The organism is Ktedonobacteraceae bacterium (assembly GCA_035653615.1).
Classification (GTDB): Bacteria; Chloroflexota; Ktedonobacteria; order Ktedonobacterales; family Ktedonobacteraceae; genus DASRBN01.
Window position 1 is genome coordinate 14,176 of the sequence record DASRBN010000041.1, and the last position, 14,805, is coordinate 28,980.

The following is a 14,805-nucleotide window of genomic DNA, read 5'->3' on the forward strand; positions in this document are numbered from 1 at the left end:
GGTTTTCTTAGCGACCCAGAGTGGCTTTGACCAGCAGCACACCGGCCAGCAGGGCTACTCCAACCACCATCCATCCGGCACGAAAGATGCTGAGATGCTGGCTCACCACCCCAAAGAGCAGTGCGAAGAGTACAAAGGCCATTGAGGAGAGGGCACTCACTCCTGAGGCAGCTCCCGCTCGCACTTCTGAGGGGAGGGAGTCATGCAGCAAGCGGGTAAAGACCATGTTGACCCCCACTCCTCCCGCTACCAGCACTCCCTGGGCCAGGATGACGACCGCGATGTTCTTCACTACCACCAGCTCCAGACTCGACGCCACCAGCAGCACGGCCACCCCTACGATGGTGATTGGCTTTGAAAGCGCCAGACGGGTCGAAAGCAGCGAGCCTATCCCTCCAGCAGAGAGTACTGTCGCGTTGGCCAGCCCATAAAGCCCGATTGGGGCGCCCAGAGCCAGTTGCCACAGCGGGCCAAACTCGAAGATCGCTGAGAGGAGAAGCGAGGTGACGAGTAAGACGATGACAACACGCAGGGTCTTCCCTCGCCGGAAGAGAGTCTGAGCTACCATATGCAGATGGCCGCGGAGAGAGGTACGTCCCTCGGAGTGATGCAAGCGAGGCTCACGGAAGGTGAGCAGGGCGCCCAGGGACATGGCTACCAACGGGATGGTGGCAAAGTAGGCAAGCCGGGGCGAAAGCAGTGTGGCCACCAGCCCGCCTATGAGCGAACTGGAGAGCAAAGCCAGGCTACTTAGCAGCTTTACCTGGCTCAGGCGCTTTTCAAATGTGTAACTCTCCCCGGTGTGTTCAAGCAGCGTGTCGTAGAGGATCGATTCGTAGGTGCCCGACGCGAGGGCCACCTCGACACCGAAGAAAAGAGTGCTGACCAGATAGGTCGGCACATTGCGACTGAGTCCACCAAGCAGGGCGTTGAGCATGGCGGCGACCGAGGCTAGCATGAGGATATTCTTGCGGCTCCAGCGATCAGCCAGGATACCGGAGGCCAGATCGAGTAGCGGAATCAGGCTGCTGTAGCAGGCGGCCATCAATCCGAGGGCAGCCTGGTCAAACCCAAGGCTTCTGAGAAACACCTTCTCGATAGGGGCCCAGAGCACCAATCCCTGAGAAAAAGCTGCGATGTAGAGCGGCAGCAGGCGGCGGGTAAGCGACATTCGTGACTGGAGCGCCAGAGGTTCACGGATGGTAAGAGGAAGCTGCATATCGTCGTTCTCTTTCTCTGAGTGGAACAATTTCACTTGCAAATTACAAGTGAATGTACTATCCTATTCTCAAAGCAGGAAGCAAAAGCGGAAGCGGCGACCATCTCTCTGGCTGCTTGCCAGTGGGGTTGGCGCAAGAATGGGATATAATATAGAACAGCCGTCCGGGATACTGGCTCTGAACGATGGAGCCAGCCGGTGCTGCAATACATACCTTAAAAGGCACGAGGAGATTCAGTATGCGTGATTTACCGGCAGGAACAATCACGTTGCTTTTCACAGATATCGAGGGGTCTACTCACCTGCTCCAAAGGCTAGGTGAACGCTATGCGGAACTGCTGAACGAGTGCCGCACCCTGCTGCGCGCCGCTTTCTCTACCTATCATGGTCAGGAGGTCGATACGCAGGGGGACGCCATGTTTGCGGCTTTTGCTCGCGCCAGTGATGCCCTCGCAGCCGCGGTAGCCGCGCAGCGTGAACTCGCCGGTCATTCCTGGCCTGCTGGCGAAGCGGTTCGTGTACGTATGGGACTGCACACCGGTGAACCATCCCGCATCGTCGAGGGGTACGTGGGTTTAGATGTTCATTACGCCGCGCGTGTGATGAGCGCTGCCCATGGAGGACAGGTGCTGCTCTCACAAACCACCCGCGACCTGGTAGAACACGACTTACCGGAGGGTGTGAGCCTGCGTGATCTTGGGGAGCACCATCTCAAGGACCTGGAGCAGGCCGTACATCTCTACCAGGTAGTGATTGCGGGTCTGCCCGCTGATTTTCCACCGCTCAGGACCCATGATCGCCGCTCAGACACGCTTCCTGTGCAGCCAACACCGCTCATTGGGCGGGAGCACGAGGTCACGGCCGTTGTGCGACTCCTGCGCCGTGAGAAGGTGCGGCTGGTGACCCTCACCGGCCCCGGCGGGACAGGCAAAACGCGCCTGGCGTTACAGGTTGCGGCAGAACTTGGCAACATATTTACCGGGGGAGTATTTTTCGTCTCGCTCGCCTCTCTCAATGACCCTGCGCTGGTCATACCTACCATTGCACGCACACTTGGCATTTGGGAGAGTGTAGGCCAGCCTGTCTTCACACGCCTGGTGGAAGTATTGCAAGACAAGCAAGCGCTGTTGCTGCTGGACAACTTCGAACAGGTAATTGAGGCAGCGCCACAGCTAGCAGACCTGCTCGCGTCCTGCCCGCAACTCAAGCTGCTCGTCACGAGCCGGGAGGTGTTGCATGTGCGTTCAGAACGCGAATTCGCGGTGCCACCACTCGCATTACCCGATCCTGATCACCTTCCCAAACTTGCAGCACTCGCACGTATACCGGCGGTGACACTTTTTCTCCAGCGCGCGCAGGCGGTGAGGCCTGAGTTCAAGTTGAGATCTACCAATGCCAGGACAGTGGCGGAGATTTGTGTTCGTTTGGATGGGCTTCCACTGGCCATCGAGCTAGCAGCGGCACGTATGAAGTTGCTCTCTCCACAGACCCTGCTCGCGCGCCTGGACCAGCCATTGAACCTGTTAACCGGTGGAGCTCGGGATGTACCAGCACGCCAGCAGACCTTGCGCAACACTATCGAATGGAGCTATCAACTGCTTAATGCCAGAGAGCAACGGATCTTCCGCTGGCTCTCCGTCTTTGTGGGTGGTTGCTCGCTGCAAGCAGCTGAAACTGTCTGTACCGGGCCGGACGATGAAGCGGGACAGGTTTGGGATGACGTAGCCTCGCTCGTCGATAAGAGTTTATTGCGACGGATGGGGCAAACTCAGGAAGGAAGTGAGGACCAGCGCCTCTTGATGCTCGAAACGATCCGCGAGTATGGGCTAGAGGCACTCATCGCCAGTGGAGAAGAGCCTGCCGCTCGACACGCGCACGCCGTCTACTTCTTGCACCTGGCGGAAGAAGCCGAACCGGCGTTGAAAGGGCCACTACTTGTGGATTGGCTGGAGCGCCTGGAGCGCGAACATGACAATCTACGAGCCGCGTTACAATGGTCCCTGGAAAGTGGAAAGGGCGAGGTAGCCTTGCGTCTCGCTATTGCATTGGAGCGATTCTGGGTAGTGCGCGGCCAGCGTAACGAGGGGCTGGCATTTCTGCAAAAGGCCCTGGCAGGAAGCGCAGAGGTGACCACTACTATTCGGGCGAAGGCTTTGCTTGTTGCTGCGCGGCTTGCTTTCAACCAGAGCAACTATGCTCAGGGTGAGATACTGGCTCAGGAGAGCCTGGCACTGTTTCGCGAGCTTGGAGACAAGCGAGGCATCGCGCTCTCTCTCAATCGACTTGGTGTGGCGGCCTGGAGACGAGGCGATTTTAGTTCAGCGCGTGTTCTATTGGAGGAGGACCTGGCCCTCTTTCGAGAAATGGGTGACCGGGACCGTGTCGCCTGGTCGCTCTTCATGCATGGATTACTTGACAGTAAGCAAGGCGAATACGCCAGGGCTTCCTCCTGGTTCGAGGAGAGCCTGGCGCTTTTTAGAGAGCTGGGCAACAAGAGGGGCATCGCTGCCTCGCTAACCCAGTTAGCAGGCACGCTCTTTGTTTCCCAGGGTGTCCAGGACATGATTTACCCGCTGCTCGAGCAAGGTCTCTCGCTAGATCGGGAAGTAGGCGACAAGGAAGGTATGGCCGTCGCGTCTCTCCTGCTAGGATGGGTAGCGCTCAAACAGGGAGATAAAGCCACTGCACGAAGCCGCGTAGAGGAGGGTTTGACGCTGTACCGGGAGATGGAGCACCGCGAAGGCATAGCGGAGGCGCTCTGTATGTTGGGGAAAGTGGAGGTGGCTCGTGGCGATTACACCTTTGCCAGGACACTCTACGAAGGAAGCCTGGCGATGGCGCAAGAGATAGGCGACAAGGAACTGATCGTCTCCGGCCTGGAGGGGTTGGCGGGTGTAGTGGCCGGGCAGGGAGAACTCAGATGGGCAACGCAGCTGTGGGGAACTGCGGAGGCATTGCGCGAAGCAATCGGTGCGCCTTTGCCACCGGTTGATCGGGACGACTATGAGCAGGCAGTGGCGACTGCTCGCGATCACCTGGGAATAGAAGCTTTTGCTGCTACGTGGGCAGAGGGACGGGCTATGACAGTGGAACAGGTGCTTACCGTGAGAGAACAAGCCATTCATCCGCATCAATTCCGGCAGAACCAGCATCTTCTCAGGTAATGCCATGCCAGGTCAGCATATCCATCAGCTCTCTCAGGTGAGCTTGTGTTCGATAGCAAAGCGGGTCGCTGCGCTGCGCGAGTTTACATCCAGCTTGTTGAAGATCGAACGCACATGAGCATTGACGGTATGGAGGCTGACGACGAGTTGATCGGCAATCTGGGCGTTGGTCAAGCCCTGAGCCACCAGGCGTAGCACTTCCACCTCGCGCTCGGTCAGGTCCGCAGGGTAGGTGGATTGTGGACGCTCGCCTGCGGCAGGCAGCACTTTTTCCTGAGATTTTTCAAGCAATGAGTTCAACCATTCTCTGGCCTCAGCTGCGTCATAATGCCCCATCCCCTCAAGAATGAGTAAACTCTCCTTTGCTAGTTGGCATGCCTCAGCAGTATTACCTTGCGCTGCCGTAATGCGCGAGAGGTTATATTGGCAATAGGCAAGCAGCCACAGGTTTTCTACCGGAGCCACTTCAAGCGCCTCTCGCGCGAATTGAGCCGCTTTGTCGAGTTGCTGTTGTTTTAGATAGAGGTTACCCAGATCAACAAGCAGCGAACTCTGGTAATACTTGCTTCCAGCCTGATGTGCTACAACAAGCGCCTCCTGCAAGTACTTCTCTGCCTGGATGGGATTATTTTGTTTAGATACAGCCTCTGCAAGATTGCTAAGTAAACCAATCATCCCTTCGCGCAAGTTATATTGCCGCGCTATTATAAGGCCCTCTCGCATTTCCTTTTCCGCTTGAAGATACTTTTCCTGCTTCATCAATGCCCAGCCAAGATTGACGATCAGTTTACACCGCAGTTCATAGTGACCATACTGATCTGCCAGCGCCAGGCCTTCGCGTAAGTATGCCTCGGCCTGATTATGCATGCCGCGTTGCCCGGTCATGACAGCTAATTTAGACAGCAAGCCGCAGGTTCGCTCGCTATTTCCTAGTTGACGTGCCAGAACAAGTCCTTCCTGAAAATATGCTTCGGCTTGATCATACATTTTCTGATCGCCTGTCGCTATGCCCAATGTGATGAGTATATCGCAAATACGATCAGCATCCTTGATCTGGCGAGCCAGCTCTAGAGCTTCTTGCAGGTAGGTTCTGGCCTGAGAATAGTCTCCACGCCTCATGACGACGGGACCAAGAGCATGCAATAGGTCACTCATCTGCGCAAGCTGTTCATTCTGGCGTGCTAATGCAAGACCTTCCTGCAAATATTCCCCGGCCTGTGCATACTCTCCCTGTTTCCAGGCTAATTGACCAAGATGAAGGAGCGCTTTCGATTGACCAGCAGTATCCTCTAAAGACCTGGCCAGTTGGATAGCTCTTATCAGGAAGCCTTCCGCCTGGAAATAGAAGCCTCGTATGTACAGAAAAGAGACGAATGCATTGACTCCTCGCACAAAGTCAGTATGCAATTCCAGTTCAAAGGCGGCTTCGAGCGCTGCAATGATATTCGCCGTTTCCTGCTCCAGGCGCAGTAACCAGTGGCGTTGCTGCGTTCCTGTAAGATATGCTTCGGCCTGCTGTACTAATGCCAGGAAATAGGCGATATGGGCGCGCGAAATTGCCCCGGCCTCTTCGCTCGTGCGCAGGCATTCCAGGCCAAACTCACGGATCGTCTCCAGCATCAAGAAACGCGGCTCCTCTCCCTCGTGTTCCATTTGTTGTAGCAAGCTTTTGTCGAGCAGCGAAGCGGCCACATCCAGAACGGGGATCGCTCCATTGTCAACCGTGCTGGAGATGGCTTCCGCGGCTTCCAGTGTGCAACCGCCTGCGAAAATCGAGAGCCGCCAGAAGAGGCGCTGCTCCTGATGACTCAGCAGGTCATAACTCCAGGCAATCGTACTGCGCAGCGTCTGCTGGCGCAGGGGTAGATTACTCGGCCCGCCCGTCAATACGGAGAGACGGTGCTCTAAGCGCTTGAGCAGGGCTTTTGGCGGTAGGAGTTTGATACGAGATGCCGCGAGTACTAACGCGAGAGGCAATCCATCCAGGCGGACACAGATCTCGGCAATGGCAGGCGCATTCTCAGCGGTCAATTGAAAATCTGGCTTGACGGCCTGTGCCTGCTGCATAAAGAGGGCAACAGCCGCATACTGAACGAGTTCTTCACTACCTGGAAGCTGTTTGAGATTCGGGACCGCAAGCGGTGGAACCACATATTCGTACTCTCCATGCAAGTGCAGTACGGCCCGGCTGGTCACAAGGATTTTGAGATCGGGGCAGTCCTGCAACAATTCGATTAGCAACGGAGCCGCATCTACAACTTGCTCGAAGTTATCTAGCAGCAGCAGCGACTGCCGATTGCGCAGGTACGCTTTCAGTAGGGGCGTACCCTGGTGGTCGCCCACCGTACTCTTGTAGTCTTCCCAGAGATCAAGGGTATGAGCAATAGTGGGGAATACCAGGTCGGGATTGGTGATAGGAGCCAGGGAGACAAAGAAGAGGCCATCGGGGAAATCGTGCAGCAGGTTGTTGGCCACTTCTAGCGCCAGCCGGGTTTTGCCTACTCCACCGGTGCCGGTGAGGGTCAGGAGTCGCACCTCGGGACGCTGCAGGAGGGCGCATACCGTTGCTAACTCCGCTGCGCGCCCAATGAACGGGGTGAGTTGCACCGGTAGATTGTTTGGTACTGTCCACGCCGGTTGGACAGGGGCCTGCCTTGTAGGAAGAAAGAAGATGTTATCCTGCATAGCCAGCTCCTCTCCACATCGCCTTTTGCAGAAGACAGAGGCTTCGTTGTTATTGGTACGGTGAATCGGTAATACTTTCAGGTGGGCGGAAATCGCCGGGGCGACCGGGATAGCGAGGCAGGCCTGCACCAGGGCCAAGTTCTCCCGTTGGCGTTCCCAGCTTCAAGGCTTTGCGCTCCAGGGCCAGCGCAATCAGGTCGACAGCGCCATCCAGATCGATAACAGCAGTATTCACCACCACGTCATACAAATGCGCGTCCTCCGGGCTTTGATGATACTCTGCCTGCAAGTAACGTAGCCTGTCTCGATCTTTCATTTGAACCCGCGAGCGCGCATCATTCTGATTGAGACCTTCACGCCGCATCACGTAGGCAATGCGCAAGTCCAGTGGAGCTACGACCCTCGCGTGCAGGACATCGCGCCGCTGCCCCAGCAGCATCTGCGCTCCACGTCCTACGATCACTACATGTCCCTGCGTCACTGCCGCCTCTACGACATCATGTAGGGCATTGCGGTATTTTTGTTCATCCGCTTCGGGTAGTGTTCCCGGACCAATAAGCATGACCGGCTCAACCAGTTGCATACTTGTTAGAATACGTGAAATGAGGCCCTCAGCGTGTTCATCGTGAATCTGCGCCTCCGCTTCACTGACTCCCAGGGCTTTTGCTACCTCTACCACCACCTCGTGGTCAACCAGTTGCCAACCCAGATGCTGCGCAAGCCGGGCCGCTATCTCACCCCCACCGCTTCCATACTCGCGTGAGATGGTGACGGCACGCATACGGTTAATCGCATCCATATTCATACTGTGGCCCTCCTGCATCTCTTATTTCTGCCACAACATACTTCATTGCCGGTATATAGCTCTCATCAGGATTCTAGCATTTTGGGGGTATATCGGACAAGCAGCTTAAGCATATCTATGGGAAATCAGATCCACCGGTTCAGCCAGGGCGCTATAGAGAGCTTCCACCAACCCCTCAATCTCCTCCAGCTTCGACTCGATATCGGCCAGCATCTCTGCCCTCTCATCCTCTTTTATTATGTCAAGTTTTCGATATTCGTCTTGAACGACTTCAACCAGTACAGCTATCTCCTGCTGGCGTTCAGGCGAAGCAACTTTGATCGGCAAGTATTTCCAGACATCAGGATAAACGCGATTTTTGCGCGTCCCCTCGTGCATATTAGAAGTAAGATAGGCGTGCATAAAACGGCTATTTACAATGGCTAATAGATAACGCAGATCGAAGCCGTCTGATAGAGATGCGAGATCACCTTGCAATCCTGTTATCTGCTGTGATTTACGTAGGACTCTTCGAATACCCCGCTCTTCAAGCGCCCCAGCTATTTCCAATGCTTTCCAGGGAACCACCACCTGCACGCTATGATTAGCAAATAAGCCCTCGCGATCATAGTAACCACCAGAAGTTTCACCTAAGAGCAGCTTTTCAGAGGTGCGAAAGAGGGCAATATGCCTGGGACCGCGCATGTACGGGCGGAATTTTTCATAAGCAACAAAACGTTTTCGACGCAGAAAATAGCGATCTACATCATCTCCCAGTACACCATCATCTGGATACTCCGCAGGACGTTCTTTTCCCATAGATGGGGGTAAAAATACATCATTGAGCGTAAAGCGCTTTTGTCGTTTCCCGTCAATTACCGGGTCGGAGTCCTCATCGCTTTGTGCTTCAATACCCGTGCCAATATAAACCAGGGCGCATAATGGTATAGTTGCTTCTGACATGCTTTTATTAAGAATAGGATCATAACGCCAACGAAAAAGCTGACCATTGGAAGCTACTTGTGGAAGAGATGGGAGCGTTTCAAAATGTTTACAATCGGATTGTGTATGCCTGCGCCTTCTTACAAGATGATTCTCATCAGGGGCACGATTCTCAAGAAGCACTATCGTATTTTCTACAGCGGCATCTTGAAAAAGGCGCAATCCGGGGAAAAAGTCTATCTGTAACAGGCTATAATTTTTTGAGAGAGCTTGTCGTAACCGGTCAGCATATCCCTCTGTCTCAATCCCATTAGAGACAATCAAACCTGAACGTCCAGTTTCAGGTCTGAGGAATTGGAGATTCCGCTCGAAAAACGGCACAAAGAGATCCCAGCGTTGGTACAATAAATGATAAATGCCAAAATTCCAGACTTCGTTGCGGTAAAGCAAGTTTTCAGAACTTTCTCCTGCACTGACATAAGGAGGATTGCCAACCAGATAATCAATGCCCTGCCGGCCAGGATTGAGTTGTGTGAGATCAAAAGGCAATCCTTTCGCTTCCTTGATGCTGATAATTCGTCTCTCTTCCTCAGAAAGCGCCTGCCCTCGCGGGCGTGGAGGACGAAGACTTATACGTTCAGTAGCCTTGCCATTCATTAAAGCATGCATTTGTTCCGCATACGTCGGCTCGAGAGAATCCGTACAATAAATATGGAAACGATCAACACTCCGGCACAAGTGACCTTGCTCATCAACTAAAAAAGGTAGACATTGAATAAGTAAATTCACTTCGGCTAAATAACAAGCGAAAGGATTGAGGTCAAAGCCTAAAAAAGTCTGGGTAAGCATTCGAAGAGCATATTCTGGATCAATCTCATGCTTAGCAACAAGATGTCTCAAAATGGCACTTTTACGTGCCGCTGCCGCAATCAGGAACGTCCCACTTCCACAAGAAAGGTCTCCCACCGTCTTTTCAAGAAATGCGCGAAGCTGGGCAGTACTCTGGTTATCTTGCTCACCACAATAAGGCATACCGAGGGTATCAAGCATGTAATCCACAAGATAGTCTGGTGTGTAAAATTGCCCTGTCTCGCTGCGGCCCTTACTCTCGATGAAACTCTCGTCATATATTCTGCCCAGCAAATCCATACCTAGAGCCTTGAAATCGTAGCGACGAAGCAGGCGAAACAGCGAGCAAATGCTTCGAGCATCAGGGGTAAACCAGTCAAAAAAATCCTGGCTTCCATAATGCCTCGATGAACAACCGGGAGGATAGACCCTCTTCAGCAGCGAAAGATACGCATCTTGGATCACAGGGGCCAGATTCCTGTCGATAACCAGGTACGGGACTAATCCATGATCTTCACATGCTCGTACAAAAAAGATGCGCACAAATTGGTGGTAAGCAGCTTGCAGGCAGAACTCTTCTTGCGGATCAGCATAAGTTCCATTTATGAGGGCTTGCCAGGCATTGAATACTTCATCCGCCTGTTTGCTGAGTGTGCCGTTTTCGACCGGGAAGAGCAGGCTGTTAAATTGGGTGCGAGCCTGCTTGCGTATTCTCTTCAATATAGGCTTGAGCTGGTGAATAAGGGCTTTTATTTCTACACGTTCTGAAACCATCACCCAAACCGCTCCGTCACTGCGTTGGCATGGGCCGGAAAACCTTCGAAATCTGCCAGGAGGCGGGCTGTCGAACTCAGGGAAGCATAGCCCTCGGCAGTTACGTAAGCGATGCCGGTACGTTTCAGGAAATCATAGACAGATGTGCAGGAGAAGGTGTGAGCAAAACCGCCGGTGGGCAGAATCGCGTTCGTTCCGGCACAATAGTTTCCTAGACAAAATGGGGTGTAGGGGCCAATCAGTATCTCGCCAGCGTCCTCTAACATTGGCAAGAGCGCGAACGGCTCGCGCACCTGCACCTCAAGATGTTCCGGCGCGTATTCATTGACGAAATTTATCGCTTCAATCATGTCTGCTGCCAGCACAATGCCGCCGGTTCCTTCCGGTTGCTCAAGCACCGCGCGCACGAAGGCCTGGCGGGGTTCCGGTAGGGCAGCTATTTTTCCCGGCAGCAGGGCCATCACGGCTTCGGCCAGGGAACGACTATCGGTGACGAGTAGCGCCGAGGAATCGGGGCCATGCTCGGCTTCGATCAATATATCACGCGCCAGTAATTCAGGGTCCGCGCTCGCATCCGCCAGGATGATAGATTCGCTGGGACCGGCGGGCAGGCCTACATCGACCGTGCCGTATAAAAGCCGTTTGGCGGCGGCGATATATCCGCTTCCAGGGCCGGTGATTTTACGGACGCGGGCAATGGTGGACGTGCCATAAGCAAGTGCGGCAATCGCTTGCGCGCCACCAACGCGATAGATCTCATCCACACCGCACTCGGTAGCCGCTACCAATGAGGCTGGATCGATTGCTCCATCCGGTCCCGGCGGCGTACAGACGACGATGCGCGGCACTCCAGCAACACTGGCAGGAGTGGCCAGCATATACATCACCGATGGGAACGCACCCTTGCCACGCGGTACGTACAGTCCCACCGAGCTGATCGGTGTAATCTTCTCGCCGGCCGTAACGCCCGGCTCTATCAGAGTGAACCACTGCTCGTGCGGCATCTGGCGCTCGTGGAACACGCGCACATTGTAAATCGCTTGCATGAGCGCTGAGTAGATATCTTTATCCAGTATGTCATAGGCTCGCTGGATCTCCTCGTGGCTCACCCGTAACTGGTCGGGAGCAAGTTGCACCTTATCGAAGCGAGCCGTAAATTCCAATAGTGCCTCGTCGCCGCGTTCGCGCACGGCTCGTACAATTGGCAGCACGGCCTCGATAAGCGCATCGATCTGCAATTCCGCGCGGCGCAATAAGCGCACCCTCTGTTCTTTGCTCATGCCGGAGAGTTCGTAGAAATGTATCATGATCTTATCCAATCAAACCTTTTCTTCGCATCTGTTCCAGGTCATATTCCGCGGGCGCCAGCGGACTGATACCCGCCCGGGCGCATGCCTCGCCCACTAACGCGAATCCAAGCTCCATTCCCTGCACGATCAATGAGTGTTCATTCGAGGCCAGCAGGTCCAGGCAATTTTGCTGCTGTTCGATCTCATTTCCTGTACCACCGGTTGTCCCAGCATCGTATCCTTTGATGAGCGCGCGATGGGGCGAAAAGTCATCGTATGGCAGGTTCAGGGTCGTGGCTAGCAACAGCAACCAGTATTGAACCTGGCTGCTCTCCAGGATGGTATCGGGCTGCCTGCCGGTATGCACGTGTTCTCCACTCTGCACTTCGGCTAGTTCTTCCAGTTCATCGGCCAGGCGCGCCAGCAGGTAACTCAGGCTGCGCTCTTGCAGCAGGCGCGACGTATTGGATTCCTCGCTCAGATCATGATCTTTTAAATACAGGTAGACAGCATATAACTGGCGCAAAGCCCCTTCCAGAGGCCCTATGAATTGCGACCCATCACCGGAATCCTTTTTCTCAGCTGCATGTCCATCACCATAGACCATTTCCGGGTCAAAGACACGTTCGGCCACAGTTTCATAGCTCCCGTCCGGCAGCAGGCGGCGATAATAGCAGCTGCGATAGCCCATGTGACAGGCGGCATCGCCGTGTTGTATCACGCGGATCAGCAGGCTATTCTCCTCACAGTTCACGAAGATAGCGCGTACTTCCTGCACATTGCCGGACTGCTCGCCCTTATGCCAGATGGCGTTGCGCGAGCGGCTGAAAAAGTGCGTCTGACCTGTCTGGCGGGTGCGCTCAAATGCCTCCTCATTCATAAAGGCGAGCATCAGCACTTCTCCGGTGATATCATCCTGGATGACGGCGGGAATCAGTCCCTGGCGATCAAATTTCAGCATGGCCGCACCGTAATCTCCTTTCGCCGCAAATAGTCCTTGCTGTGCCCATTCTAGCATATCTACGCCCGTAAGCGTGCGGCCACCATGAATAAAAACCTCATAACGCCCGGCATAGAGGGATTTGAGCGCGCATCAATGGCGAGGATCATACATTTTTCTTGTAGGAATCGGGATAAAAGGCAAAGCTGGTAATTGGACTTGTAGGAAAAACAGTTGCACCCTCAGCTAGAGGAACCGGAATGACGCCCGCACGTGAGAAAACACCAGCTGTTCCTCTCCGCTATAAGCCGCGGGAGGAGCCAGTTGCATAATCGAATAGAAGCGGTTGTTATGTTCCGTCGCAAGCAGGATCACGGTATATGTTGCTCCATCCTGCACTATGCTGCCCTTGACCTGTTGCCATGTAGCTCCGGCAAATGCCAGCGATGGCGAGCTTGCCTGACCTGTCATTCCTGATTGCGCAGCTTCATTCTTGATATACTGGGCGATACTACCCGTGGCCGCGGTCTCTTGAACGATCACCTGGCCGGTATGACTACTATCATAGAAGCTCACAGAGCCTTTTTTCGTATCGATATGGGCCGTCCAGCCCTGTGGATAGCGCAACGCAAAACCCAGCGTGCTATTTTGAAACGGCTGGTCCGTATTCGTCACGGCGGGAACCGTAAAGGGCGAGTCTACCACAATCCAGGCGACCAGGCCTCCAACCAGCAATAAGCCTAGCGTGATAAACATGAACACAAGCGGCTTACTGCTCTTGCGCTTAGAACGAGTCGCGCGAGGCGGCATAGCAAGCGAAGGTGGAGGAGTAGTTCGCTGCGCCTGAAACTCTCGCGCAGGCTGGTCTTTGGAATGAGACAGCTGAGGTGATGGTAGAGGTGATAGCGGCCGCTGCAGCATAGACTGCTGAACCGGCCGGGGCATTTCCTGCACTCTGTTCTCTCGCTGTTCAACAAATCTTCCTGCCGCCGGAGGCAAAGACTGTACCATCGCCTGTCGCTGCGAAGCCATCGGGCGAGTATCAAGCTGCTCCACCTCGTCAAGGCGCGCAGACTCTGTAGGGACTGCGGCTTGTCCCTGTCCGGCAGGGATCCTGCTGGATGCTGGCGATCTACCTCCTGGGGGCAGGTCGGAGGGGACAGAAGGAAGATGAGCTGTGGATATATTCTCGACTTCGTCGTTTGATGGTGACCGGTTTGAAATAGCAGGCTCTTTGCGCACCGGATAGGCATCCTTTTCAAAAGCGCTGGCCTCTTTTTGCGCTATAGGCGAACCAGCGTTTCCCTTGCTCTGCTCCGGCGATTCCCAGACCTTCACATGCAATTCGCGGGCAGGTGAAGGATCGGCATTCGCTATTGGATAAGCAACCTCACGTTCAAGCTTGTTGATCCAGGCTGGCGGTTCGTTATGAATAGGACGCCGGGAAGGTCGGGACGGCGGGCGATAAGCAATCTGCTCGCGTATGGCAGGGCGGTTCCCGCTATGCGAGTCCTTTTCATCTGCGGGTGGTCTGGAGGAGCTGGTGGCAGAGGATGGTCGGGACGGGGACGAATTGAAATCATTATCCGAGCGCACCAACCCTGGCCCCTCTACATCAGGGGATGAGGGGGAAGCACTGCTCGGGCGAACAGGTTGTTCCGCTCCGCATTTGCTGCAAAACCGCGCGTCGTCTCGCGGCAACACTATTCCGCATCGTACACATTGTGTCGCCACAATTCCTCCCTGTCACCTTGAATATCCAGACAATGAGATCACGTTGATCCCGGGTAAAGGTACCTTACCGTTAAGTTACTCGAATTCGGACTGCTCGTCAAGTCGATAGCCCAATGGGGTGCAAATCAGGCGAATTGGATTTCAGCATCAAATTGCCTCGCGCTCGTCAACACCCTGGTTGGTTTACTATCCTCTACCTTGTTATAACGCAAACGAGCATCGCATTGTCCTGACGAGGTTATCATCATATCCGTCAAGTTCGTGAGAATTTTAACATGGTCCTCAGAACCATGCCACTGTTATTGCGGCCCCACACAGAATAATGCAAGGGGGATACAATGGTCGAGACTAGATAGAGATTTTGAATTCAATACGCAAAAATATGACCCTGCTATCGTAAATATGTTAGCTAGTGTGAAAGTGCG

The 14,805-nt window shown here is 54.4% G+C and carries 8 protein-coding genes; 1 reads left to right on the top strand and 7 read right to left on the bottom strand.

Annotated elements, in window-relative coordinates:
- Window positions 1-7 precede the first annotated feature (7 nt).
- Window positions 8-1,219, bottom strand: coding sequence for an MFS transporter (locus VFA09_25115; protein HZU70578.1), 1,212 nt, complete (start codon window positions 1,217-1,219; stop codon window positions 8-10).
- Window positions 1,220-1,458: 239 nt separating this feature from the next.
- Between VFA09_25115 and VFA09_25120 the strand changes: the two genes are divergently transcribed.
- On the top strand, window positions 1,459-4,383 hold the full coding sequence (locus tag VFA09_25120; GenBank protein ID HZU70579.1) for a tetratricopeptide repeat protein: 2,925 nt from the start codon (window positions 1,459-1,461) through the stop codon (window positions 4,381-4,383).
- A gap of 33 nt (window positions 4,384-4,416) precedes the next feature.
- Here VFA09_25120 and VFA09_25125 read toward each other — a convergent pair whose 3' ends face one another.
- From VFA09_25125 to VFA09_25150, 6 genes are all read right to left on the bottom strand, one after another.
- On the bottom strand, window positions 4,417-7,068 hold the full coding sequence (locus VFA09_25125; GenBank protein HZU70580.1) for a tetratricopeptide repeat protein: 2,652 nt from the start codon (window positions 7,066-7,068) through the stop codon (window positions 4,417-4,419).
- A gap of 49 nt (window positions 7,069-7,117) precedes the next feature.
- Window positions 7,118-7,873 (bottom strand): cytidylate kinase-like family protein, encoded by a 756-nt coding sequence (locus VFA09_25130; GenBank protein ID HZU70581.1) that lies wholly within the window; start codon window positions 7,871-7,873, stop codon window positions 7,118-7,120.
- Window positions 7,874-7,978: 105 nt separating this feature from the next.
- Window positions 7,979-10,417, bottom strand: a complete 2,439-nt coding sequence (locus VFA09_25135; GenBank protein HZU70582.1) for an N-6 DNA methylase — start codon at window positions 10,415-10,417, stop codon at window positions 7,979-7,981.
- Window positions 10,417-11,724, bottom strand: a complete 1,308-nt coding sequence (hisD, locus tag VFA09_25140; GenBank protein HZU70583.1) for a histidinol dehydrogenase — start codon at window positions 11,722-11,724, stop codon at window positions 10,417-10,419. The genes VFA09_25135 and hisD overlap by 1 nt, the downstream gene beginning before the upstream one ends.
- Window positions 11,725-11,728: 4 nt before the next feature.
- The gene (gene hisI, locus VFA09_25145; protein ID HZU70584.1) at window positions 11,729-12,667 is read right to left on the bottom strand and encodes a phosphoribosyl-AMP cyclohydrolase; all 939 of its coding nucleotides are present in this window, start codon (window positions 12,665-12,667) and stop codon (window positions 11,729-11,731) included.
- A 225-nt stretch (window positions 12,668-12,892) separates the two neighbouring features.
- Window positions 12,893-14,380, bottom strand: a complete 1,488-nt coding sequence (locus VFA09_25150; GenBank protein HZU70585.1) for a hypothetical protein — start codon at window positions 14,378-14,380, stop codon at window positions 12,893-12,895.
- Window positions 14,381-14,805 lie beyond the last annotated feature (425 nt).

Excerpts from the sequence above, each read along its gene's own strand:
- VFA09_25115 (HZU70578.1), bottom strand. The coding sequence starts at position 1,219 with ATGCAGCTTCCTCTTACCATCCGTGAACCTCTGGCGCTCCAGTCACGA.
- VFA09_25120 (HZU70579.1), top strand. The coding sequence starts at position 1,459 with ATGCGTGATTTACCGGCAGGAACAATCACGTTGCTTTTCACAGATATC.
- VFA09_25125 (HZU70580.1), bottom strand. The coding sequence starts at position 7,068 with ATGCAGGATAACATCTTCTTTCTTCCTACAAGGCAGGCCCCTGTCCAA.
- VFA09_25130 (HZU70581.1), bottom strand. The coding sequence starts at position 7,873 with ATGAATATGGATGCGATTAACCGTATGCGTGCCGTCACCATCTCACGC.
- VFA09_25135 (HZU70582.1), bottom strand. The coding sequence starts at position 10,417 with ATGGTTTCAGAACGTGTAGAAATAAAAGCCCTTATTCACCAGCTCAAG.
- hisD (HZU70583.1), bottom strand. The coding sequence starts at position 11,724 with ATGATACATTTCTACGAACTCTCCGGCATGAGCAAAGAACAGAGGGTG.
- hisI (HZU70584.1), bottom strand. The coding sequence starts at position 12,667 with ATGCTGAAATTTGATCGCCAGGGACTGATTCCCGCCGTCATCCAGGAT.